Raw genomic sequence first — 20,882 nt, forward strand, 5'->3', positions numbered from 1 at the left:
TGAGGTCAACGCGCCGCATGCCGGTTCGTTGCCTGATGCTGCGGACCGGCCTGATTGTCAGCTGCCTTCGCGGATCTGCGTCAGCGTGCGTGTCGGCGTGATCGCTTCCGGGTCCAGCTTCACCTCTATGATCGCCGGCATGCCGCTGGCCCGCGCCCGTTCGAAAGCCGGAGCGAACTCTTCCGTTTTCGTCACCGTCTCGCCGTGGCCGCCGAAGGCGCGGGCATAGGCTGCGAAGTCCGGGTTCTTCAGTGTCGTGCCCGAAACGCGGCCAGGATAATCGCGCTCCTGATGCATGCGGATCGTGCCATAGATGCCGTTGTTGAGGATCACCACGATGACGTTCCGGCCATGTTGCACGGCGGTCGCGAACTCCTGCCCGTGCATCATGAAATCGCCGTCGCCAGCCCAGATCACCACTTCGCGGTCCGGGAAGATGCCCTTGGCAGCAACGCCGGCCGGCACGCCGTAGCCCATCGACCCCGACGTGGGGGCAGCCTGCCCGTTGAAGCGGCGGTAGCGGTGAAAACGGTGCATCCAGGTTGCGAAGTTGCCGGCCCCGTTGGTGACGATGACGTCTTCGGGCAGGTTCTCTTCCAGCCACGCCATCACGCGGCCCATCTTGACCTCGCCGGCGCCGTCCTGCGGCGGCGTCGACCATTCGAGATAGCTCTGGTGCAGCTCCTCGGTCCGGTTTGCCCAGCGCGGCGTTGTCTCAGGCGCGGTGCGCGCGAACGCCTCTGCGAAGGCGGTGTTGGACGCGTTGATCGGCAGTTCGGGCCGGTAGACGCGGCCCAGTTCCTCCGGTTCGGGGAACACATGCACAAGCTTCTGGTCGGGGTAGGGGCTTTTCAGCAGGGTATAGTCCGCCGACGGCATCTCGCCGAAGCGGCAACCCACCAGCAGAACGAGATCGGCGTCCTTGATGTATTGCGCAAGCTTCGGATTGGCGCCGATGCCGATGTCTCCGGCATAGCAATCGTGGAGCTGGTCGCAGAGCGTCTGGCGACGGAAGGAGCAACCCACCGGCAGCTTCCACCTGCTGATGCCGGCGCACACCTGTTTTACGGCCTCCTCGGTCCAGCGCGTGCCGCCAAGCACCATGAACGGACGTTCCGCTGCGCTGAGCAGCTCGACGAGGCGGTTCATCTCAGGTTCGCCAGGACGGGTTTCCACCGGCACGAAGGGCAGGGGCGCGGGCGCCTCGACCTCGTCGCGCAACATGTCCTCCGGCAGCGAGACCACCACCGGACCGGGCCTTCCAGAGGTCGCGACCGCGAAGGCGCGGGTGACGAGTTCGGGAACGCGGCGGGCGTCGTCGATCTCCACCACCCACTTGGCCATCGAGCCGTAGAAAGCCTTGTAGTCGACCTCCTGGAAGGCCTCGCGCTCCTTGATGCCGCGCGCGATCTGGCCGACGAAGATGATCAGCGGGTTGGAATCCTGCTGGGCGATGTGGATGCCCGCCGACGCGTTGGTAGCGCCGGGGCCGCGGGTGACGAAGCAGATGCCGGGCCTGCCCGTCAGCCGTCCCTCGCAATCGGCCATCATCGCCGCACCACCTTCCTGCCGGCAGACGATATTCTCGATACTGGAATCGTGCAGCGCGTCGAGAACGGCGAGATAGCTTTCGCCCGGCACGGAATAGATGCGTTCGACGCCATTGGCCTCGAGCGTGTCGACGATGAGTTGTCCGCCGGTTCTCATTTTCCGCGTTTCTCCAGTTCTGCGAGGATTTCGTGCGTGTGCTGCCCCAGTCGCGGGGAGGGGCGCTCGTATTTCAGAGGTGTGCCGCTCATCACCATCGGCGCGCGTACCGAGGGCAGGGTATTGCCCTGGCCGTCGTCGAGGTCCACGCGCATACCGCGCGCGATCACCTGCGGGTCGGCAAACATCTCGGCGATGTTGTTGATGGGGCTTGCCGGCACCGCCGCCTTGTCCAGCAGCGGCAGCAGCGCCTCGCGTTCCCAGTCTGCCAGCGTAGCGACGAGTTGCTCGCGCAGCCGGGCACGATTGGCTACGCGCGCCGGATTGGTGGCGAAGTCCGGATCGGTCGTCAGATGGTCGAGGCCTACCACCTTGCAGAAGCGCTGGAACTGGCCGTCATTGCCGACGGCGAGAATGAAGAAGCCGTCCTTCACTGGCAGCACTTCGTATGGCGAGATGTTCATATGGGCATTGCCCATCTGAACCGGCGCATTGCCGGAAACGAGATAGTTGAGGTTCTGGTTGCCCAGCACCGATACCTGCGTGTCGAGCAGCGCCATGTCGATGTATTGCCCTTCGCCGGTGGCCTCCACATGGCGCAGGGCGGCCTGGATCGCGATCACCGAATAGAGGCCCGTGAAGATGTCGGAGACGGCGACGCCAACCTTTTGCGGCTCGCGGCCCGGCTCGCCGGTGATCGACATCAGGCCGCCGATGCCCTGGATGATGAAGTCGTAGCCCGCGCGCGGGGCATACGGGCCGTCCTGTCCAAAGCCGGTGATCGAGCAGTAGACGAGGCGCGGGTTGATCGCCTTGAGGCTGTCGTAGTCGAGCCCGTATTTCCTGAGCCCACCCATCTTGAAGTTCTCGATCAGCACATCCGCCGTCTTGACGAGCTTGCGGATGGTTTCGGCGCCCTCGGGCGTCGAGAAATCGATGGCGATGGAGCGCTTGCCGCGATTTGTGGAGTGGTAGTAGGCGGCCGACAGGTTCTCGCCGTCATGGCCCATGACGAAGGGCGGCCCCCATTTGCGGGTATCGTCGCCGCCGTCGGGATTTTCCACCTTGATGACGTCCGCGCCAAGGTCGGCCAACACCTGACCCGCCCAAGGCCCGGCGAGGATGCGGGCGAGTTCGATCACGCGTACGCCCTTGAGCGGCGGTTCGGCCATGGCTTTGCAGGCTCCCTTTGCAGTCCCGCGTGCCTAGCAGATCGGCCGGGATCGGTTAACCGAAAACTCCGAATAGGATAATGCCGTTTATGCATGATCCGCGTGGCGCCGCTGCAGCCTCCACTCCACGGGCGGCTAGCGTGTCCCGCCGGTGCCCAGCACTGCATCGTCGATCCACCTGCCGAAGTCGGCCATGATGACGTCGCGATTCAACTCGTTGAGAGATTCGTGGCGGGTTTCCGGGTAAATCGTTGAAACGAGATTCGAAAAGCCCATCCGCCGCATGCGCTCGGCAAGATGCGTGACGGTCTTGCCGAAGCGGGATTCGGGGTCACCGCTACCGCCAATCAAGTGAAATGGCATGTTCCTCGGGATGTCCGCGAAATTGCGGTCGTCCGCGCCGGCGAAGACGAAGTCGAATACGGCCTTCCACATGCCGACGGACGGATCCCACCCGCACAGGGGATCGGCGATATAGATGTCTACTTCCGCCTGGTCGCGCGACAGCCAATCGAAAGGCGTGCGGCCATCGCTCGCCTCCTTGGCCCATGCCCCGAACGTCAGTTTCGGGAGGATGCGCGAGGGCACGTCCGAACCTAGCCGGAAGGTTTCCCATGCGAGCACGAGTTGCGCGAGCCTGCCGAGAGCGCCTGCGGAGAAATTGCAGTTCCAGATCGCTGCTCCGGCTGCCCGGTCCGCGTGTTTCAGCATGAAGTTCATGGCGATCAGCGAGCCCATCGAATGGCCGAAGACGATGACCGGCACGTCGGGATGGTCGCGGGCGATGGCGTCATGCACGGCGGCGACGTCGGCGACCACCTTATGGGCGGCGGGTTCCTTACCGAAGTGGCCGAGGGGCGCATCGGGAGCCTTCGTATGGCCATGACCGCGATGATCGTGCGCGTAGAGCGCGACGCCACGAGCCTTCAGGAACGCCGCGAAACTCACATAGCGGGCGGCATGCTCGGAAAGGCCGTGGTTGAGCTGCACCACTGCGCGCGGCCCCTTTGGGGCGGCGGTGTAGAGATTGAGCGTTGCGCCTGTCGGCGATTCCACGGTTCTCTGCGTGTCGAAGGTCATAGCGGTATTCGTATTTTGTGCGAAAGACTTTCAAGCCGTAGCGCGAAGTCTATCGTCAGGCTATCCCTGCGCGCCGACGAAGCCGGCAAATCGGCGGAAATCATGATCCTTCGCTCAGAAATGCGCGAGAAATGGGCATCGCCTGATGGTGCTTAACGGTTAGGCGAAGGGCTTGCCAAGCGTGCCGGCAGGCTGTTTCATGCCGGCATAAAAATAAACGTCTATCCGGATGGGGTTCCAATGTTCACACGCAGATCGTTTTCGCTGGCCGCGACCTTGTTGGCCGGCGGTATCGCCATGGGCGCGATTGCCGCGCCGGCCGCCGCGCAGACCGACATCAAGTTCACGCTCGACTGGAAGTTCGAGGGACCGGCGGCCGGCTTCTTCCTCGCCATCGACAACGGGCATTTCGAGGCCGAGGGCCTCAACGTCACGATCGATTCCGGCAACGGGTCGGTCGAGGCGATCCCGCGTGTTGCGACCGGTGCCTACCAGATGGGCTTCGGCGACATCAATTCGCTGATCAAGTTCCTCGACGAGGACCCGTCGCAAAAGATTCGTGCCGCGATGGTCGTCTACGAGCGCCCGCCTTTCTCCATCATCGGCCGCAAGTCGCTCGGGGTCACCGAGGATCCGAAGTCCGTGGAAGGAAAGAAGCTGGGGGCGCCGCCGCCGGATGGAGCGTTTGCGCAATGGGCGGCCTTCGTCCAGGCCGCCGGCATCGACGAATCCAAGGTGACGATCGAGAGCGTCGGCTTCCCGGTGCGCGAACCAATGCTGGCGCAGGGGCAGGTCGCTGGCATTTTCGGCTTCGCGTTCTCCTCGGTGCTCAACCTCAAGGCGCAGGGCGTGCCGGCCGATGACATCTCGATGATCCTGATGGCGGAGAATGGCCTCGACCTCTACGGAAATTCGATCCTCATCAACACCGACTTCGCCGAGGCCAACCCCGAAGCGGTCAAGGGCTTCCTCAAGGCGCTCGCCAAGGGCTTCGCCGACGCGGTTGCCGATCCAGACGCGGGTGTTGCGGCCGTGATGAAGCGCAACGAAGTGCTCAACGCCGACATCGAGCGCGAACGCCTCGACATGGCCAATGCGCTCAACATCAAGACGCCCTACGTGGTGGAGAACGGCTTCGGCGGCATCGATGAGGCCAAGCTCGCCCAGTCGATCGAGTATCTGAAGGTCTCGATGGGGCTCAAAGGAGCCGTCGGTCCCGGCGACGTGTTCGATGCTTCGTACCTGCCGCCCAAGGAAGAGCGGATGCTGCCCTGACCAGATCAGGCGCTGATGCGGGAGCCGTCGGCTCCCGCATGTTTATCTCCAGGGCAGCAGAGGGCAGATGAGCGAACCACTCGTCACCATTCAGGACGTCGACATGCGTTATGGCGGCCCGCAGGGCCTGCTGGCGGTTGAGGGCCTGTCACTTGAAGTCGCAACCGGCGAGTTCGCCGCTGTTGTCGGGCCGTCGGGCTGCGGCAAGTCGACATTGATGAAGCTCGTCACCGGGCTCTACATCCCGCAAAAGGGGGCGGTGACCGTTGCCGGCGCGCGGGTGACGAAACCGGTCAACATCGTCGGCATGGCCTTCCAGAACCCGACAATGCTGCCCTGGCGGACCACGCTCGACAATATCCTGCTGCCGCTGGAGGTGGTCGACCGTCACCGCCACCGACTGCGTCGTCACAAGGCCGAATATGTCGAAAAGGCCGAGAAGCTGCTGGAGACCGTCGGCCTGAAGGGCTTCGGCCAGAAATATCCCTGGCAGCTTTCCGGCGGCATGCAGCAGCGCGCCAATCTGTGCCGCGCGCTGATACACGAGCCTGACCTGCTGATGCTCGACGAGCCGTTCGGTGCGCTCGATTCCTTCACCCGCGAGGAACTCTGGTGCGTGATCCGCGACCTGCATGCAGCTCAAGGCGTGACAATCGTTCTCGTGACGCATGATCTGCGCGAAGCGGTGTTCCTTGCCGACCGCATCTTCGTCATGAGCGCGAGGCCGGGCCGCATCATCAAGAACCAGACCGTCCCGTTCGCGCGCCCGCGCGACCTGGAAATTCTCTACCAGTCCGATTTCAACGACATCGTGCACGAGCTGCGCGGCGACATCGCGGATGCGAGGAAAGCGGCATGAGTGCGCAATCGAAGGGGTTCGACTGGGTGAAGGCCGCGCCATGGCTCTACACGGGCGGGCTCTTCATCGTGTGGGAACTGGCTGTGCGGGTCTTCAACCTGCCGCCTTATCTGCTGCCCGCGCCAACCAACATTGCCGGGGCGATCTGGCAGTACTGGCCGGCGATCTGGAAGAACTCGCTGCAGACGCTCTACACGACCACGGTCGGCTTTATACTGGCTGTCGTCGGCGGGCTGGCGCTCGGCATCCTCGTCGGCTGGTCGCGGTTCATCTATGCCGGGCTTTACCCTTTGATGGTCGGCTTCAACGCCATCCCCAAGGTGGCGGTGGTGCCGATCCTCGTCATCTGGTTCGGCATCGGCACGATCCCCGCGATACTGACGGCCTTTCTGATTGCGTTCTTCCCGATCGTCGTGAACGTCGCAACCGGGCTCGCGACGATCGAGCCGGAGATGGAGGATGTGCTGCGCGCGCTCGGCGCGAAGAAGATGGACATCATGCTGAAGGTCGGCATTCCGCGCTCGATGCCCTATTTCTTCGGCTCGCTGAAGATCGCGATCACGCTCGCCTTCGTCGGCTCGGTGATTGCCGAGACGGTCGCTGCAAATTCCGGTCTCGGTCACATGATGCTGGCCGCCCAGAGCCAGTTCAACGTGCCGCTGGTATGGGCCGGCCTCATCATGCTCGCCATCGAAGGCATCATCATGTACGCGGTGATGGCCTGGGTGGAGATGCGGATGACCGGCTGGGCGCATCGCAGCCAGATGGCTCAGGTGTAACCCGTCGACGCATGACGCCTCACGTCAAGCGGCTTGCCGGTCCCAGCTGGGGAAGGGGTCGGCGAGATCGCGCCAGCGGCCGGGCATGAAATCGCGTTCCGGCACGAGGCATGCGTCGAGTTCGGCGCGAATCCTGTCTTCGTCCATGGGGTCGCAGCCGATGAAGACGAGTTCCTGACGGCGGTCACCCCAGATGGGGTCGAGGTAGGGCCGCATGGCCGCCCGCCATTCGGGATGGTCCGGCCACTGGTGTTTGGGAACGGATGCCCACCACAGGCCACGCTTGCCGGTGCGCACCAGCGCGCCGGCCTGGCTGAGTTCGCCGACGTGATGCGGTCTCGTCGCCAGCCAGAAGAACCCCTTGGCGCGCACCACGCCCGGCCACGAGCGGTTGACGAAGGCCTGCAGCTTTTGAGGGTCGAAGGGCCGCCTCTCGCGGTAGACGAACGAGCGAATGCCGTATTCCTCGGTCTCGGGAACGTGGTCCCGGAAGCCGTTCAACTCCTTGAACCAGAGCGGGTTGCTCTGCGCCTTTTCAAAGTCGAAGAGGCCGGTATCGAGCACCCGGGTGAGCGGCACGCGGGCGAAATCCGTTTCGATCAGCTCGGCTTCGGGATTGAGCGCGCGAACGATCTTGCGGGCGAGGTCGAGCTCGTGCGCGGACGTGTCGGAGATCTTGTTGAGCACAATCACATCGGCGAACTCGATCTGTTCGACTAACAGGTCGACCAGCGCGCGGTCGTCGGCCGCCCCTGCCGTCTCGCCGCGGTCGCGCAGGAAATCGGAAGAAGCGTAATCCTTCAGCAGGTTCGCGGCGTCGACCACCGTCACCATCGTGTCGAGGCGGGCAACGTCCGAGAGGCTTTCGCCTTTCTCGTCGCGGAAATCGAACGTGGTCGCAACGGGCAGGGGCTCTGCGATGCCCGTGCCCTCGATGAGCAGGTAATCGAAACGGCCTTCCTGCGACAACCGCCGGACCTCGTGCAACAGGTCGTCGCGCAGCGTGCAGCAGATGCAGCCATTGGTCATCTCGACCAGTTGCTCGTCCGTCCGGGAAAGGTTCGCGCCGCCTTCTCGCACCAGTGCCGCATCGATGTTCACTTCGCTCATGTCGTTGACGATGACGGCGACGCGGCGCCCCTCGCGATTGTTGAGCACGTGGTTGAGAAGCGTGGTCTTGCCTGCGCCCAGGAAGCCGGAGAGGACGGTGACGGGAAGGCGTGGCTGCGGGCTGATTTGGGCGGACATAAGATGCTCTCGCGCTATGTGAGTAAGGAGTGTAATGTTATTACATTAATAGCTCGGCTGGGGCAAGCGCGCTTGCTCGGGGTGGCGGAGCGGTCCTCAAAAAAAAGCGACAGGCCCGCGCTTGGCGGGCCTGCTGAAACCGAGGATGAAAGTGCGAGCTTACCAACCGAACTGGAAGGTCGCGCCGGTGCCGCCATTGCCGTTCTGCACGACATGGCCATTGGTGTTGCGACCGAACTGAAACAGGCCGTAGGCGTTACCGTTGCCGTTCTGGGTGATCGAACCATTGTGACCGTTGCCTTCCTGGTGGACGATGCCCTGATTGCCCCAACCATTCTGCGCGATGCCGCCGGCATTGCCGTTGCCGAGCTGCTTGATGCTGGCACCGCCCTTAACCGCGTTGGCGATGGAGTAGATGGTCAAGCCTGCGCGCATTGCCTGTTCTTCCTGGGCATTGCGGGGCTGAAGATGGACGCTGAGCGAGCCGCCGGCATGGGCAGGGACAGCGCTCAGCGCTGCAGTCGCGATGGTTGCTGCGGCGAGGGTTGCGGCGAGCGTCTTGCGGGTGGTGCGGATCATGGTCGTTCTCCTCTTGAAGCTGCGTTGCATTCTATGGAGCGATCATGCCGCCAGGTGCCTGAACCGGTTCGGAACCGCGCGTTCATGTGGCGTTAACAGCCTGGGGCAGTCGCGCCGGCATGGCCGACAAAGAAAAAAGCCCCGGCGGGGCCGGAGCTTCGTTCGTCGGCTGTGGCATGGTCGTTCAGAGCCAGCTACCGATGCGTTCCGAGCAGGAAACGCTGGCGCCGACGGCCTCGACTTCCAGCCGCACGTCGTAGCTGCCGCCGGAACCGCCAAGCATGACGGAACCCAGCGTGGCCGGGCGGCCCGCGGCGGCGTCGAACGGTCCGCCCTGGCTGATATTGGTGCCGGGGCCGCTGACGCGCAGCCGGTAGTTGCCGGTCACTGCCGCGTTGCTGTGCGCCACGCCTTCGATGGCTGTCATGCCGCCGGAGGGGGTGGCGACGATCTCGCAGGAAAGGGGGCCGCTGGCCTGGCCGTTGCCGGCCGCCGCGAAGCCCGCACCGATGGTTGCCGCCACGCCGAGGGCGAGGATAGGCAGATGCTTGCGTCCGATGGTCATGGTCGTGCTCCTTGTTGCGGGAAGAATGCCGGGAGGGCGTCCGTCGCACCTCCCGGCCATGCGGTGGCGGTCATCGGCTTCAGCGGCAGGTCTGCACGAAGGCTGCGACGTTGCCGCTGCCGTTCTGCCTGACTTCCGCATCGCAGCCGTTACCCACCTGAACGCCTGCAGCGATGTTGCCGCGTCCGTCCTGGATGATGATCGAATTGTGGTTGGTGCCGAACTGGGCCGCACCAGCCTCGTTGAAGCGGCCGCGCTGTTCTGCGCGAACGGTGTTCCGCCAGCCGTTCTGGCCGATGGCGATGGTGTTGCGGCCGCCGCGCTGGTTGCCGATGGCGCTGTTGCGCGAGCCGTCCTGATGGATGCCGATGGCATTGTTGTAGCCGGTCTGGCGGCCGCCTGCCTCATTGCGATGACCGAACTGGTCCAGCCAGACGCTGTTGGCCATTGCGGGAGCCGAGGTGAAACCGATGACGGCTGCGACGGCGGCGGTGATGAAGAGTTTCGTGTTCATGGCGTTTGCTCCGGGTCTTGTGTGGTGTTCGTTTCGAGAACGATGCCACTATCGCCGAGGCAGTCAGAACCGGTCCTGAACCGGGCGTTCAGCCGGCGTTCACCGGAAAATGGGGAGCGGAGAATGCGCCGCGCTGGCCTGCGTCATTGCCCTTGCGCGCCGTTTCGCCTACATACGCGCCGACCATTTCTTCCCGCACAGGAACAACGGAGTCTTCGCGCGCCATGGCACGCCAGTTCATCTATCACATGTCGGGCCTCACCAAGGCCTACGGCCCCAAGAAGGTGCTGGAGAACATCCACCTTTCCTTCTATCCCGACGCCAAGATCGGCATTCTCGGCCCCAACGGGGCGGGTAAGTCGACCATTCTCAAGATCATGGCCGGGCTCGACAAGGAGTTCACCGGTGAGGCGTGGTTGGCCGACGGGGCGACCTGCGGGTACCTGCCGCAGGAGCCGCAGCTCGACGAATCCAAGGACGTGATGGGCAACGTCATGGAGGGGGTTGCGAAGAAGAAGGCGATCCTCGACCGCTATAACGAATTGATGATGGACTACAGCGACGAGACCGCCGACGAGGCGGCCAAGCTGCAGGACGTCATCGACAGCCAGAACCTTTGGGACCTCGACAGCCAGGTCGAGATGGCGATGGAAGCGCTGCGCTGCCCTCCGGGCGATGCCGACGTGACCAAGCTGTCGGGCGGCGAGCGCCGCCGCGTGGCGCTCTGCAAGCTGCTTCTGCAGCAGCCAGACCTGCTGCTCCTCGACGAGCCGACCAACCATCTCGACGCCGAGACCACCGCGTGGCTGGAAAAGCACCTGCGCGAATATCCGGGCTCCGTGCTGATCATCACCCACGATCGCTACTTCCTCGACAATGTCACCGGCTGGATTCTCGAGCTCGACCGTGGCCGTGGCATTCCCTACGAGGGCAATTATTCGGCCTATCTGGAAGCCAAGGCCAAGCGCATGGCGCAGGAAGAGCGCGAGGAGGGCGCCCGCCAGAAGGCGCTGGCGCGCGAGCGCGAGTGGATTTCGTCTTCTCCGAAGGCGCGGCAGGCCAAGTCGAAGGCACGTATCAGGGCCTATGACGAGCTGGTGGACGCCGCCAACGACCGCCGCCCCGGCGACGCACAGATCGTCATTCCGGTGGGCGAGCGGCTGGGTCAGGTCGTCATCGAAGCCGACGGCCTTTCCAAGGGTTTCGGCGACCGGCTGCTGATCGACGACCTCGAATTCAAGCTGCCGCCCGGCGGTATCGTCGGCGTCATCGGACCGAACGGTGCGGGCAAGTCAACGCTGTTCAAGATGATCACCGGCGTGGAGAAGCCCGATGCAGGCGAAATCCGCGTCGGCGAGACGGTGCATCTCGGCTATGTCGACCAGAGCCGCGACCACCTCGATGCCAACAAGACCGTCTGGGAGGAAATCTCCGGCGGCAACGACATCATCAAGCTTGGCAAGCACGAGGTGAACAGCCGCGCCTATTGCTCGTCGTTCAACTTCAAGGGCGGCGACCAGCAGCAGAAGGTGGGCAATCTGTCCGGCGGCCAGCGCAACCGCGTGCATCTGGCCAAGATGCTGAAGTCGGGCGGCAACGTCATCCTGCTCGACGAACCGACCAACGACCTCGACACCGAGACGCTCGCCGCACTAGAGGATGCGCTGGAGAATTTCGCAGGCTGCGCCGTTATCATCTCGCACGATCGCATGTTCCTCGACCGGCTCGCGACCCACATCCTCTCATTCGAGGGCGACAGCCATGTCGAGTGGTTCGAAGGCAACTTCGAGGATTACGAGCAGGACAAGATCCGTCGCCTCGGTCCGGATTCGGTCAACCCGAAGCGGGTGACCTACAAGCGGCTGACGCGCTGACGCTTCTTGAGGGCAGCTTCACCGGCTGCCCTCATTGCTTGCACCGGATTGGATTGGCACCTTGCTGGCCGTGCCGCTAAGTTAAGTTGGCTTAAACGCAATCGTCTGTAGATTGGGCTATCTGATAACGTGACCTGAAATGGCCGCGATGTGGCCGTGCGGCCGCATGTCCGGGACAAGTAGAATGCAGCGTGTCATCATCAGCGGCCTCGGCGTCGAAATACCGAAAGCCTCCATCTCCAACGAAGAACTGGTCGAGAGCTTCAACGGCTGGGTCGACCTGGAGAACGTGGGCCGCGCGGCAGATGGGCTGGAGCCGCTGCAGAAATCGAGCGCCGCATTCATCGCGCATGCCTCCGGCATCCTCAACCGGCACGTGCATACGCGTGACGGCATTCTGGACACCTCGCGCATGGCACCGCGCATTCCGGCGCGCGATGATGACGCCCTGTCGGTGCTGGCCGAGTTCGGCGCGGCGGCCGCGCGCAATGCGTTGGCCGACGCCAGAGTCGAGGCGGCCGACGTCGATTTGATCGTCTGCGCTTCCTCGCATCTCCAGCGACTCTACCCGTCGATCGGCATCGAGATCCAGAAAGAGATCGGCGCCGGCGGTGCCGCCTTTGATCTGAGCCTCGGCTGTTCGTCGGCGGCGGCCGGCCTGCATGTTGCCTTCAACCTGGTGCGCAGCGGCGCCCATCGCCGGGCGCTGGTGGTGACGCCAGAGCTGATCACTGCGCATCTCAACTTCCGCGACCGGCAGACGCATTTCATCTTCGGCGATGCGGCAACCGCCATGCTGGTGGAGGCTGCTGGTCCCGATGACGTCGTGCCGGGCCGCTTCGAGGTGATCGAAACGCGCAACTGGACGCAGTTCTCCAACAACATCCGCTCAAACTTCGGCTATCTGAACCGCGCCGCGCAGGAAAGTGTCGATGTCGTGCAGATGGAGGGCAACCTCATCAAGCAGCAGGGCAACAAGGTCTTCAAGGACGTGACGATCGCCAGCCATCGCTTCATCGTCGATTTCCTGGCGGAGCATGGACGCACGCCCGACACCGTACGGCGCTTCTGGCTGCATCAGGCCAATGCGCGGATGAACCAGATGATCCTGAAGCTCGCCTTCGGCAAGGAGGTCGGCCACGACCGCGCGCCGATGGTGCTGGACCGGCTCGGCAACACGGCCGCTGCCGGTGCGGTGGTTGCGCTGCATGAGAACCACAAGGACATGCAGGCCGGCGACTACGGGCTCCTGTGCACATACGGTGCTGGCTATTCCATCGGGGGCGCGCTGCTGCGCATGATGTAGCATCACGTTTTCAAATAGGTTCATCATCGATTTTGTCTGGACTGCCGTCCCGGGCGCGGGCAACTTCGCGCGCTCGAAACGAGGGACGACGACGATGCTCGACCTGTTTGACGCGGACAGCGGTGAAATCGTGATCCGGCCGGCGAAGAAGTTGCTCGCCAGGGCCGCAGGCGTTTTTCTGGCGCCCGCCAATCATTTCGAGACACGGCCGGTCGATGCGCTCGACATTACCTTCGAGGGGATTGTCGGCGATTATCATGCCGGGCACACGCGACGCTCCGGCGGGCGCGAGCCCTGGTATCCGCGTGGCACGGAGATGCGCAACGAGCGCCATCTGTCGATCGTCGCGCCCGACGAGTTGGCCGGAATCGCGGCACGCATGGAGATCGACGAGGTCAAGCCGGAATGGATCGGCGCAAATCTGCTGATCGACGGCGTGCCGCAGCTTTCGATGTTGCCGGCCGGTACGATGCTGTTTTTCAGAAACGGCGTGACGCTGAAGGTGGACGGGCAGAACGTGCCGTGTCGGGTCGCCGGTCGTTCGGTCGCTGCAAATGCCGGCATGGCCGATCACGAGGCGGGCTCGCTGCTGTTTCCCAAGGTGGCGCGGCGACTGCGTGGCCTTGTCGCCTGGGTGGAAAAGCCGGGCCGTATCGAGGCAGGCGAGGAGATTTCCGTGCGCATTTCCGAACAATGGATTTATCCGACCTGACCGCCAGGTTGCACCGACCCGAAGGAAGACCGATGGCCGATCTGCCGAAGCCGATAGAAAGCTATATCGCCGCGTATAATACGATCGATGTCGATGCGATGCTCGTCTGCCTTGCGGATGATGTGCATTTTCAGAATGTTGCGGAAGGTGCGGTCAATGCCGAAACCCGAGACAAGAAAGAATTTGCGGCATCGGCTCGCGCCGGGGCTGCCGCATTCGCTGCACGGCGACAGACCGTTACGCAATCGATCACGGTCGCCCGCCGAACAATGGTTGAAATCGACTATTGGGCGACGGTGGCGGCCGACCTGCCGAACGGCTGGAAGGCGGGACAGGAGCTGGCCTTCCGGGGCGCGTCGTATTTTGAGCTTTCCGATGGCTTGATCTCGCGGATCATCGACGAGAGCTGACGGGGCGGATCAGTCGGCTTCGCCATCGTCCGGGTCGAGCAGCCGTGTCGCGCGCCATCTCGTCAGCGTCTCGTTCATCTCGTCGACGACGAAGAAGCGCGCCGCGTCGCGGTCATAGCCTTCGGCGAGCAGCGTGTCGTAGCTCGAATGCTCGTGGCGTACGTATGTCACGGTCGCGATCCAGACGGCGATGGAGGCCGGCAGGTCGCGCATCTTGCGCACGCTCGCCATTTCCCTGATCTTCTCGATGTCGGCATAGGGCGCCATCGGCAGCAGCGTGGTCAGCGCCTTGGCGATGGCGCGCTGCCGGTTGGTCGAGGGGTTCATGGCTGGCCGACCACTGCATCCGGAACGGCATCGGTCGACGCGTAGTAGGGCTTGACGTCGATGACGGGTGTGCCGTCGAGCACGTCGATTGCCTCCAGCGTCAGAATACCAGCTTCGGGATCAAGGCCGAGAAGTCGCACGACATGCAGACCAACCGGGTTGGGCCGCGCGGGCGAGCGCAGCGCGAAGACGCCGCGCGGCTGCGAGGCATGGCGCGGCTTCTGGACGATGAGGTTGCGCGGCGCGCGGTCAAGCCATGTGAGCAAGGCGATATGGCTGGCGCGCTCCAGCCCTGACAGACCGCTTCTCCAGGCGGCATCGACCTCCACCAAAGCGGGAATGCAGCGCTCGCGTGCGGCGGCCATGTTCTTTGGGCATTCCTCCCTGCGGGTCCAGGGCGAGCGCACGCGGCCTATGAAGACCATGCCCGCATCCGTGGCCATTTCGGCCGGGTCGAAATCCAGTTCGGTCTCGCCGTCACGCTTGTCTTGAGTGGTCATCCTGCTTTCCATGGCAGCGTCATTTTTTGGCCGGATCGCGACACGGTGCTTGCCAGCGGCTCCTGATCGATATAAATATATCTTTATGTCTTTCTGGAGATTGGGATGCTGACACGCTCCTCGACCGGCCTGAACATGATGGTTGATACGCTGAAGGCGGCTGCAGAATCCAGCCGCCTACGGATTTTGCTGCTCCTGTCGCGCGGCGACCTGACCGTCACTGACCTCACCGAAATCCTCAACCAGTCGCAGCCGCGCGTGTCGCGCCACCTCAAGCTTCTGATGGATGCACAGCTCATCGAACGCTATCAGGAAGGCTCGTGGGCCTATTTCCGACTGTCGGACGGCGAGGCGGCGGGGGACTTCCTTGGCGGCGTGATCGGCCGCGTGGACGCTGCCGACGCCATTGTGGAGCGGGACCTTGAGCGGCTGTCGTCGGTCAAGCGCCGCCGGCAGGAGAAGGCTGCGGATTATTTCAGCGCCAATGCGGCGAGCTGGGACCAGATCAGGTCCCTGCATGTTCCCGATGGGGCCGTCGAAGCCGCTTTAACGGAACTGATCGGTGAGCGCCCGTTCCAGGCGATGCTCGACCTCGGCACCGGCACGGGGCGGCTGCTGGAGCTGTTCGCGCCGCTCTACCGGCGCGGCGTCGGCATCGACCTGTCGCGGGAGATGCTATCGGTCGCCCGCGCCAACCTCGACCAGGCCGATGTCGCCCATGCGCAGGTGCGTCAGGGCGATCTCTATGCGCCGCCGGTCGAACGCGATGCCTTCGACCTCGTGACGATGCATCAGGTGCTGCACTACCTTGAAGACCCCGGTCTTGCGATCCGCGAGGCGTCGCGGCTGCTTCGGCCGGCCGGCCGCCTGGTCATCGTCGATTTCGCGCCGCATACGCATGAATTCCTGCGTGACGCGCACGCGCACGTGCGGCTCGGTTTTTCCGACCGCCAGATCGCCGACTGGCTGGAGGAGGCCGGGCTCGAACTGGAGGACGAACGCGCGTTTGCGCCTACCGCCGGCGCATCGGGCCTTACCGTGAAGCTGTGGGTGGCGCGAGACCGCCGCCTGCTGATCGCCGATTCTTCCCACGCAATGCAGACTGCCCCCAAGGAGACCGTTTGATGGCCGATCCCCGCCTGTCCCGCCGCACCGATATTGGCGACCGGATCAAGGTCTCGTTCGAGTTCTTTCCGCCGAAATCGGACGAGATGGAAAGCCGCCTGTGGGAGACGATCACGCGGCTTGAGCCGCTGGCGCCCCAATATGTGTCCGTCACGTACGGTGCGGGCGGATCGACCCGCGAGCGCACCGCGCGCACGGTCGGGCGCATTCTCACCGGCAGCGCGCTGAAGCCTGCCGCGCACATGACCTGCGTCGATGCCACGCGCGAGGACGTCGACGCGGTGGTGCGCGACTTCGCAAGCCTTGGCGTGACCCGTTTCGTTGCGTTGCGCGGCGACCCGGCGGCGGGCGTGGGCGAGGCCTACAGGCCGCATCCTCAGGGCTATTCGAACGGTGCGGAGCTGGTCGGCGCCATCCGCAGGATCGGCGATTTCGAGGTCTCTGTCTCGGCATATCCGGAAAAGCACCCGGAAAGCGCCGATTTCGCCACCGACATCGACATGCTCAAGCGCAAGGTCGATAATGGCGCGACACGCGCGATCACCCAGTTCTTCTTCGATAACGATCTCTACGAGCGTTATGTCGAGCGCGTGCGCAGGGCAGGCATCTACATCCCGATCGTGCCGGGCGTTCTGCCGATCCACAACTTCAAGCAGGTGGCGAATTTCTCGGCCCGCTGCGGCACCCATGTGCCCGCATGGCTGGCGGAGCGCTTCGAGGGGCTCGAGAACGACCCGCAGACCCATGCGCTCGTTGCCGCCGCGATCGCGGCCGAGCAGGTGCTGGACCTTGTCGAGCGGGGCATCGGCGAATTCCACTTCTACACGATGAACCGTGCCGATCTGGCCTTCGCGATCTGTCACCTGATCGGGATCAGGCCGCAGGTCCGCACTGCCGCTGCTGCCGCCTAGGGTTCGCAGATCCAGACAGCAAAAAGGCCGGAGGATTGTCCGGCCTTTTCGTCGTGTTCATATGTCGCTTCAGGGAAGTGACGGCCCCGCCTTTATGCCAATATACCCATGATGAGGGCGCCTACGAAGGCAAACGCAGCACAGATGATCAATGTGTTGAGTGGTCGTGCAAGTCCCATGGCATAGTCTCCTCTACGACTATGGTGGAGATTCTAGGCAGCTTTGCACGGCAGGCAAGCGCATTTTATGCTGCGCTGCGAAGCCAGTCCGGCATCCGTTGGAACTGTCGCGCGCAGTTTCTTGTTTTCGCTGGCAAAACGAAGTCGCGTCCCGCTGTTGAAAAATTGTGACGAAGCGACATCTATCCGCGGCCGAAAACGCGCCCGTCGATGGTGATCAGGCCCAGCGCGATCAGACCCATGCCGCCCATTTCGAAAATCTCCAGCCGCTCGCCGAGGAAGAGCGCGCCAAGCAGGATGGCGCTGACGGGAACGAGCAGGGTGACGAGGGAGGCGTTGGTGGCGCCGGCGGAGCGGATGAGGCTGAAATAGAGGATGTAGGCGAAGGAGGTTGCCAGCACGGCCAGACCGAGTACGGCGGCCCAAACGGGCGGGCTGGCCGAGAACAGGCCTTCAGGGCCGTGCCACAGCAGCACAACGGGAATCATGATGATGGTGGAGGCGGTCAACTGCCCGGTTGCGACCACCTGCGGCGGCAGGGCGCGGAACCGGCGCGCATAGATGACGGCCAGCGCGTAGGAGAGCGCCATGCCCACCAGCGCAAGCTTGGCCCAGACCGGCGCGCCGGCATCGGTGATGACGCCCGGACCGATCATGACTGCGGTGCCTGCCATGCCGAAGCCGATGCCGACGACCTTGTTCCAGGACAGCTTTTCATCCTCTGTCAGCAGATTTGCGAGGATCATCGTCCAGAACGGCGTGGTCGCGTTGAGGATGGAGGCCGCACCCGCGCCGAGTTCCGTCTGGCCGGCGAACATCAGCGTGAAGGGGATGATGTTGTTGAGGATCGCCAGCAGGAAGAAGCTGGCAGCCATCGGGAAGGCGAGCCGGAACGACGGTCCGGCGGCAGCGAGGTAAAGGTGAAGCGCCAGAGCGGCGATACCGACGCGAAACAGCACCAGGGTGAGCGGCGGAATCTCTGTGACGGCGACGCGCGCGAAGAAAAACGAACCGCCCCAGATCGCGCCGAGCAGCACGAGCATGCCCCAGTCCCGGCCGCTCATCGCGCGGCGGGAAGGCGGTGAAACGGCAGCTTCACTCATATCGGCAGGCTCCTCGATGTTCGGTGCACAATAGGGCTCCCGCAGAGCGTTTCACCACCCGTTTCGTGTTTTGGTCCATATGTTGGCGCGAGGTGGCCGGCATTGGGAAACATCGTCTTTGTTGCGGCATCGCAGCCTGTTAGGCTCGCCGCAAATATCGAGGAGGCCGCCTTTTGCAGCGATTCGACAATGCCCGCGAAGCAGCGCTCGCGCTTCGTCCCGACGATCCCGTCTATTGCTTTCGCCCCGAGGTGCTGAAGCAGGATTGCCGGGAATTCATGTCGATGTTTCCCGGCAAGACGGCTTACGCGGTCAAGACCAACGGCGAGAAGATGGTGCTCAAGGCGCTTGCCGAGGCAGGGGTGACGGCGTTCGACGTCGCCTCGCCGCAGGAGATCGCCGACGTTCGCGCGATCGCCCCGAAGGCCGAGATGCTCTACATGCACCCGATCAAGGCGCAGTCGCATATCCGGCTTGCGCTGGAGGAATACGGTATCCGCGTGATCGCCATCGATCACGAGGACGAGGTCGTGAAGCTGACGCGCGTCGTCAAGGCGCTCGACATCGATCCGGCCAGCATCACTGTATTCGTGCGCATCCAGACCAAGGGCAGCGCCGCCTATGAGCTTTCCAAGAAGTTCGGGGCTGGGCCGGCGACCGCTGTCGAGCTCGCCGACCGGCTGGCGCGGGGCGGCTTCAAGGTCGGGCTGTGCTTTCACGTCGGCAGCCAGATCGAGGACCCAGACACGTACGAAAGGGCGCTCGCTTCGGCCGACTGGGTGCGCAACCGCGCGGAAGCCGAAATCGTCGCACTCGATGTCGGTGGCGGGTTTCCGGCCGAATACGGCCACGATCCCAACCGCAAGAAGCCGGAAATGCCCTCGCTCGGGCAGATCATGTCGCGGCTGCGCGGCGACATCAGGGAATGGGGTTTCGGCGAGACGCCGCTGGTCGCCGAGCCCGGCCGGGTGATCGTCGCGCGCGCCTTTTCGCTGATCGTGCGGGTGCTGCTGCGCAAGGGCAGGCGGCTCTACATCAATGACGGCATCTGGGCATCGCTGTCGGATTCATGGACCGGCAAGATCACGCTGCCAGCGCGCTTCATTCCGGACCCCGCGATTCGGCATCGCAACGGCGACAAGCAGAAGGTCGTGCCGTTCCGGGTCTGCGGGGCGACCTGCGATTCCGTCGATATCCTGTCGAGGCCTTTCTGGCTGCCGGAAACTGTCGACACGGGCGACTGGATAGAGATCGGCCATATCGGAGCCTATTCGCTATCTCTGCGCACGCGCTTCAACGGCTTCTATCCCGACACCTTCGTCGAGATCGCGACGCCGTTCGATGCCGGCGCGGCGCCTGAAGGCTTTGCAAGCCTGGAGACGATGGCGGATTAAGGGAGTAGGGCAGCAGGGTACCTTACTTCCTTCACCCTCACAGGTTCGTCAGTAGCGCCGGCGTTGGCCAGCCGTCGACCGGCAGGCCGAGACGCTGCTGCTCGACGCGGACGGCCTCGCGGGTCATCGCTCCGAGAATGCCGTCGATGCCGCCCACGTCGTGGCCGCGGTCAAGCAACTTCTGCTGCAGGAGCTTCATCGTGTCGCCGGTCAATCCCTGTTCGGGGCTGCGCGCGTCGAAACGCGGCGCGCCGGCCAGACGGGTCGCCAGATTGGCGGCGGTCAGCGTATAGGTGAAGGACTGATTCCACTCGAGGTAGACGTCGAAGTTCGGGTAGACGAGAAAGGCGGGGCCCTTGTGGCCCATCGGCAAAGCAAGGCCTGCGTCCGGTGCGCCTGCATCGAGCGGGCTGCCGTCGCGCTTTGTAACGCCCCATGCCGTCCACTGCGAAATGGGCAGGCGATTGACGCGGCCGGTTTCAGCCCACGGCAGGGTGTCAGGAACCTGCACCTCCAGCATCCATGGCTCGCCGGCGCGCCAGCCGCGCGACTGGATCTTGCGGGCGGTGGTCAGGATGACATCGGGTACGCTCCTGCGCATGTCGACCACGCCGTCACCATCACCGTCGACGCCGAGCTTGAGGATGTCGGACGGCAGCATCTGGGTCTGTCCGATCTCGCCGGCCCAGGCACCCTGGCTGTCGGCCGGCAGCGTGCCATTGTCGATCAACGTCAGCATCGGCACGAGCTGCGGGCGGAACAGTTCCGGGCGACGGCAGTCGTGGGCCAGCGTGACCAGCGCATTCAGCGTGTTGAAATCGCCCTGTACCGCGCCGAAGTCGGTTTCAAGTGCCCAGAAGGCGGCAATTACCGGCCCCGGCACCCCGTAGTCGCGCTCTGCCTTGGCGAACAGGTCCGCGTGGCGCCGCAGCAGGCTTCCGCCCTGTTCCAGCCGGTAGTTGTTGATCATCCGGCCGGCAAACTCTGTAAAGGTCTGCGTGAAAACGCCCTGCGCCCGGTCGCGGCTGAGAACGCGCTCGTCGATGCGCGCATTGTCGAGCGCTGCGAGCCCCCGCTGGCCGACGCCTGCCGCCTGAGCCTCCTGCGCGACGCCGGCGCGCCAGGCGGAAAAGTCGCCGCCGCATTGCTGCGCCAGCGCTGGCCCGGCTGTCGCGAGCGTCAGGGTAAGGGCGGCCAGCGTCGTTTTCATCTGTAGGTCTCCGGGAGGCAGGGGCTTCGAGTCCTAGCCTTCAAACGCCCGAA

The 20,882-nt window shown here is 64.0% G+C and carries 22 protein-coding genes; 10 read left to right on the forward strand and 12 right to left on the reverse strand.

Going from position 1 to position 20,882, the window contains the following annotated elements:
* Positions 1–57 precede the first annotated feature (57 nt).
* The 3 genes from ACVJNE_RS14260 to ACVJNE_RS14270 all read right to left on the reverse strand — a co-directional run bounded on the left by ACVJNE_RS14260 (position 58) and on the right by ACVJNE_RS14270 (position 3,959).
* The gene (locus ACVJNE_RS14260) at positions 58–1,707 is read right to left on the reverse strand and encodes a thiamine pyrophosphate-binding protein (protein WP_499566577.1); all 1,650 of its coding nucleotides are present in this window, start codon (positions 1,705–1,707) and stop codon (positions 58–60) included.
* The gene (locus ACVJNE_RS14265; protein WP_499566578.1) at positions 1,704–2,879 is read right to left on the reverse strand and encodes a CaiB/BaiF CoA transferase family protein; all 1,176 of its coding nucleotides are present in this window, start codon (positions 2,877–2,879) and stop codon (positions 1,704–1,706) included. The genes ACVJNE_RS14260 and ACVJNE_RS14265 overlap by 4 nt, the downstream gene beginning before the upstream one ends.
* Positions 2,880–3,014: 135 nt before the next feature.
* Positions 3,015–3,959, reverse strand: a complete 945-nt coding sequence (locus tag ACVJNE_RS14270) for an alpha/beta fold hydrolase (RefSeq protein ID WP_499566580.1) — start codon at positions 3,957–3,959, stop codon at positions 3,015–3,017.
* Positions 3,960–4,199: 240 nt separating this feature from the next.
* On the opposite strand from ACVJNE_RS14270, the gene ACVJNE_RS14275 reads away from it, so the two are divergent.
* The 3 genes from ACVJNE_RS14275 (at position 4,200) to ACVJNE_RS14285 (ending at position 6,872) form a co-directional block, all read left to right on the forward strand.
* Complete coding sequence (locus ACVJNE_RS14275) at positions 4,200–5,234, forward strand: ABC transporter substrate-binding protein (RefSeq protein ID WP_499566582.1); 1,035 nt, start codon at positions 4,200–4,202, stop codon at positions 5,232–5,234.
* Positions 5,235–5,301: 67 nt separating this feature from the next.
* On the forward strand, positions 5,302–6,093 hold the full coding sequence (locus ACVJNE_RS14280; protein ID WP_499566584.1) for an ABC transporter ATP-binding protein: 792 nt from the start codon (positions 5,302–5,304) through the stop codon (positions 6,091–6,093).
* Complete coding sequence (locus ACVJNE_RS14285) at positions 6,090–6,872, forward strand: ABC transporter permease (RefSeq protein WP_499566585.1); 783 nt, start codon at positions 6,090–6,092, stop codon at positions 6,870–6,872. Before ACVJNE_RS14280 ends, ACVJNE_RS14285 begins: the two co-directional genes overlap by 4 nt.
* 24 nt (positions 6,873–6,896) lie before the next feature.
* Here the strand turns inward: ACVJNE_RS14285 and zigA are convergent, their stop codons facing one another.
* From zigA to ACVJNE_RS14310, 5 genes are all read right to left on the reverse strand, one after another.
* Positions 6,897–8,120, reverse strand: coding sequence for a zinc metallochaperone GTPase ZigA (zigA, locus tag ACVJNE_RS14290; RefSeq protein ID WP_499566586.1), 1,224 nt, complete (start codon positions 8,118–8,120; stop codon positions 6,897–6,899).
* A 159-nt stretch (positions 8,121–8,279) separates the two neighbouring features.
* Positions 8,280–8,699, reverse strand: coding sequence for a curlin (locus tag ACVJNE_RS14295; protein ID WP_499566588.1), 420 nt, complete (start codon positions 8,697–8,699; stop codon positions 8,280–8,282).
* Between the two features lie 184 nt (positions 8,700–8,883).
* Entirely contained in the window at positions 8,884–9,264 is a 381-nt protein-coding gene (gene csgH / locus ACVJNE_RS14300) for a curli-like amyloid fiber formation chaperone CsgH (protein WP_499566590.1), read from the reverse strand.
* A 79-nt stretch (positions 9,265–9,343) separates the two neighbouring features.
* Positions 9,344–9,778, reverse strand: coding sequence for a curlin (locus ACVJNE_RS14305; RefSeq protein WP_444728176.1), 435 nt, complete (start codon positions 9,776–9,778; stop codon positions 9,344–9,346).
* 88 nt (positions 9,779–9,866) lie between these two features.
* Positions 9,867–10,004, reverse strand: a complete 138-nt coding sequence (locus ACVJNE_RS14310; protein WP_421925904.1) for a hypothetical protein — start codon at positions 10,002–10,004, stop codon at positions 9,867–9,869.
* On the opposite strand from ACVJNE_RS14310, the gene ettA reads away from it, so the two are divergent.
* The 4 genes from ettA (at position 10,003) to ACVJNE_RS14330 (ending at position 14,080) form a co-directional block, all read left to right on the forward strand.
* On the forward strand, positions 10,003–11,652 hold the full coding sequence (gene ettA, locus ACVJNE_RS14315; protein ID WP_444728175.1) for an energy-dependent translational throttle protein EttA: 1,650 nt from the start codon (positions 10,003–10,005) through the stop codon (positions 11,650–11,652). The two genes, ACVJNE_RS14310 and ettA, sit on opposite strands and share 2 nt — an antisense overlap.
* A gap of 184 nt (positions 11,653–11,836) precedes the next feature.
* Positions 11,837–12,958 carry a beta-ketoacyl-ACP synthase III gene (locus ACVJNE_RS14320; protein ID WP_499566593.1) on the forward strand — a complete coding sequence of 374 codons (1,122 nt, stop codon included), beginning with the start codon at positions 11,837–11,839 and terminating at the stop codon, positions 12,956–12,958.
* A 94-nt stretch (positions 12,959–13,052) separates the two neighbouring features.
* Positions 13,053–13,670: an MOSC domain-containing protein gene (locus tag ACVJNE_RS14325; RefSeq protein WP_499566595.1), complete on the forward strand. Its 618-nt coding sequence runs from the start codon at positions 13,053–13,055 to the stop codon at positions 13,668–13,670.
* A 32-nt stretch (positions 13,671–13,702) separates the two neighbouring features.
* The gene (locus ACVJNE_RS14330; RefSeq protein WP_499566597.1) at positions 13,703–14,080 is read left to right on the forward strand and encodes a nuclear transport factor 2 family protein; all 378 of its coding nucleotides are present in this window, start codon (positions 13,703–13,705) and stop codon (positions 14,078–14,080) included.
* Between the two features lie 9 nt (positions 14,081–14,089).
* Here the strand turns inward: ACVJNE_RS14330 and ACVJNE_RS14335 are convergent, their stop codons facing one another.
* Both ACVJNE_RS14335 and tsaA read right to left on the reverse strand, forming a co-directional pair.
* Positions 14,090–14,407, reverse strand: coding sequence for a DUF2293 domain-containing protein (locus ACVJNE_RS14335; protein WP_499566599.1), 318 nt, complete (start codon positions 14,405–14,407; stop codon positions 14,090–14,092).
* On the reverse strand, positions 14,404–14,907 hold the full coding sequence (tsaA, locus tag ACVJNE_RS14340) for a tRNA (N6-threonylcarbamoyladenosine(37)-N6)-methyltransferase TrmO (protein ID WP_499566601.1): 504 nt from the start codon (positions 14,905–14,907) through the stop codon (positions 14,404–14,406). The genes ACVJNE_RS14335 and tsaA overlap by 4 nt, the downstream gene beginning before the upstream one ends.
* A gap of 105 nt (positions 14,908–15,012) precedes the next feature.
* On the opposite strand from tsaA, the gene ACVJNE_RS14345 reads away from it, so the two are divergent.
* Together ACVJNE_RS14345 and metF are read left to right on the forward strand one after the other, a co-directional pair.
* Positions 15,013–16,032 (forward strand): ArsR/SmtB family transcription factor, encoded by a 1,020-nt coding sequence (locus ACVJNE_RS14345; protein WP_499566603.1) that lies wholly within the window; start codon positions 15,013–15,015, stop codon positions 16,030–16,032.
* Positions 16,032–16,943, forward strand: coding sequence for a methylenetetrahydrofolate reductase [NAD(P)H] (gene metF, locus ACVJNE_RS14350; protein WP_499566604.1), 912 nt, complete (start codon positions 16,032–16,034; stop codon positions 16,941–16,943). The genes ACVJNE_RS14345 and metF overlap by 1 nt, the downstream gene beginning before the upstream one ends.
* Before the next feature lie 361 nt (positions 16,944–17,304).
* Here the strand turns inward: metF and ACVJNE_RS14355 are convergent, their stop codons facing one another.
* Positions 17,305–18,225, reverse strand: a complete 921-nt coding sequence (locus ACVJNE_RS14355) for a DMT family transporter (RefSeq protein ID WP_499566606.1) — start codon at positions 18,223–18,225, stop codon at positions 17,305–17,307.
* Positions 18,226–18,398: 173 nt separating this feature from the next.
* Here ACVJNE_RS14355 and ACVJNE_RS14360 point away from each other — a divergent pair, with 173 nt between their 5' ends.
* Positions 18,399–19,619, forward strand: coding sequence for an alanine racemase (locus ACVJNE_RS14360; protein WP_499566607.1), 1,221 nt, complete (start codon positions 18,399–18,401; stop codon positions 19,617–19,619).
* 37 nt (positions 19,620–19,656) lie between these two features.
* On the opposite strand, the gene ACVJNE_RS14365 is transcribed toward ACVJNE_RS14360, so the two are convergent.
* On the reverse strand, positions 19,657–20,829 hold the full coding sequence (locus ACVJNE_RS14365) for a lytic murein transglycosylase (RefSeq protein ID WP_499566609.1): 1,173 nt from the start codon (positions 20,827–20,829) through the stop codon (positions 19,657–19,659).
* Between the last annotated feature and the right edge of the window lie 53 nt (positions 20,830–20,882).

It is taken from the genome of Mesorhizobium sp. DxT (genome assembly GCF_058448885.1).

Coding starts and splice junctions, on each gene's coding strand:
- ACVJNE_RS14260 (WP_499566577.1), bottom strand. CDS start 1,707: ATGAGAACCGGCGGACAACTCATCGTCGACACGCTCGAGGCCAATGGC.
- ACVJNE_RS14265 (WP_499566578.1), bottom strand. CDS start 2,879: ATGGCCGAACCGCCGCTCAAGGGCGTACGCGTGATCGAACTCGCCCGC.
- ACVJNE_RS14270 (WP_499566580.1), bottom strand. CDS start 3,959: ATGACCTTCGACACGCAGAGAACCGTGGAATCGCCGACAGGCGCAACG.
- ACVJNE_RS14275 (WP_499566582.1), top strand. CDS start 4,200: ATGTTCACACGCAGATCGTTTTCGCTGGCCGCGACCTTGTTGGCCGGC.
- ACVJNE_RS14280 (WP_499566584.1), top strand. CDS start 5,302: ATGAGCGAACCACTCGTCACCATTCAGGACGTCGACATGCGTTATGGC.
- ACVJNE_RS14285 (WP_499566585.1), top strand. CDS start 6,090: ATGAGTGCGCAATCGAAGGGGTTCGACTGGGTGAAGGCCGCGCCATGG.
- zigA (WP_499566586.1), bottom strand. CDS start 8,120: ATGTCCGCCCAAATCAGCCCGCAGCCACGCCTTCCCGTCACCGTCCTC.
- ACVJNE_RS14295 (WP_499566588.1), bottom strand. CDS start 8,699: ATGATCCGCACCACCCGCAAGACGCTCGCCGCAACCCTCGCCGCAGCA.
- csgH (WP_499566590.1), bottom strand. CDS start 9,264: ATGACCATCGGACGCAAGCATCTGCCTATCCTCGCCCTCGGCGTGGCG.
- ACVJNE_RS14305 (WP_444728176.1), bottom strand. CDS start 9,778: ATGAACACGAAACTCTTCATCACCGCCGCCGTCGCAGCCGTCATCGGT.
- ettA (WP_444728175.1), top strand. CDS start 10,003: ATGGCACGCCAGTTCATCTATCACATGTCGGGCCTCACCAAGGCCTAC.
- ACVJNE_RS14310 (WP_421925904.1), bottom strand. CDS start 10,004: ATGGCGCGCGAAGACTCCGTTGTTCCTGTGCGGGAAGAAATGGTCGGC.
- ACVJNE_RS14320 (WP_499566593.1), top strand. CDS start 11,837: ATGCAGCGTGTCATCATCAGCGGCCTCGGCGTCGAAATACCGAAAGCC.
- ACVJNE_RS14325 (WP_499566595.1), top strand. CDS start 13,053: ATGCTCGACCTGTTTGACGCGGACAGCGGTGAAATCGTGATCCGGCCG.
- ACVJNE_RS14330 (WP_499566597.1), top strand. CDS start 13,703: ATGGCCGATCTGCCGAAGCCGATAGAAAGCTATATCGCCGCGTATAAT.
- ACVJNE_RS14335 (WP_499566599.1), bottom strand. CDS start 14,407: ATGAACCCCTCGACCAACCGGCAGCGCGCCATCGCCAAGGCGCTGACC.
- tsaA (WP_499566601.1), bottom strand. CDS start 14,907: ATGACCACTCAAGACAAGCGTGACGGCGAGACCGAACTGGATTTCGAC.
- ACVJNE_RS14345 (WP_499566603.1), top strand. CDS start 15,013: ATGCTGACACGCTCCTCGACCGGCCTGAACATGATGGTTGATACGCTG.
- metF (WP_499566604.1), top strand. CDS start 16,032: ATGGCCGATCCCCGCCTGTCCCGCCGCACCGATATTGGCGACCGGATC.
- ACVJNE_RS14355 (WP_499566606.1), bottom strand. CDS start 18,225: ATGAGTGAAGCTGCCGTTTCACCGCCTTCCCGCCGCGCGATGAGCGGC.
- ACVJNE_RS14365 (WP_499566609.1), bottom strand. CDS start 20,829: ATGAAAACGACGCTGGCCGCCCTTACCCTGACGCTCGCGACAGCCGGG.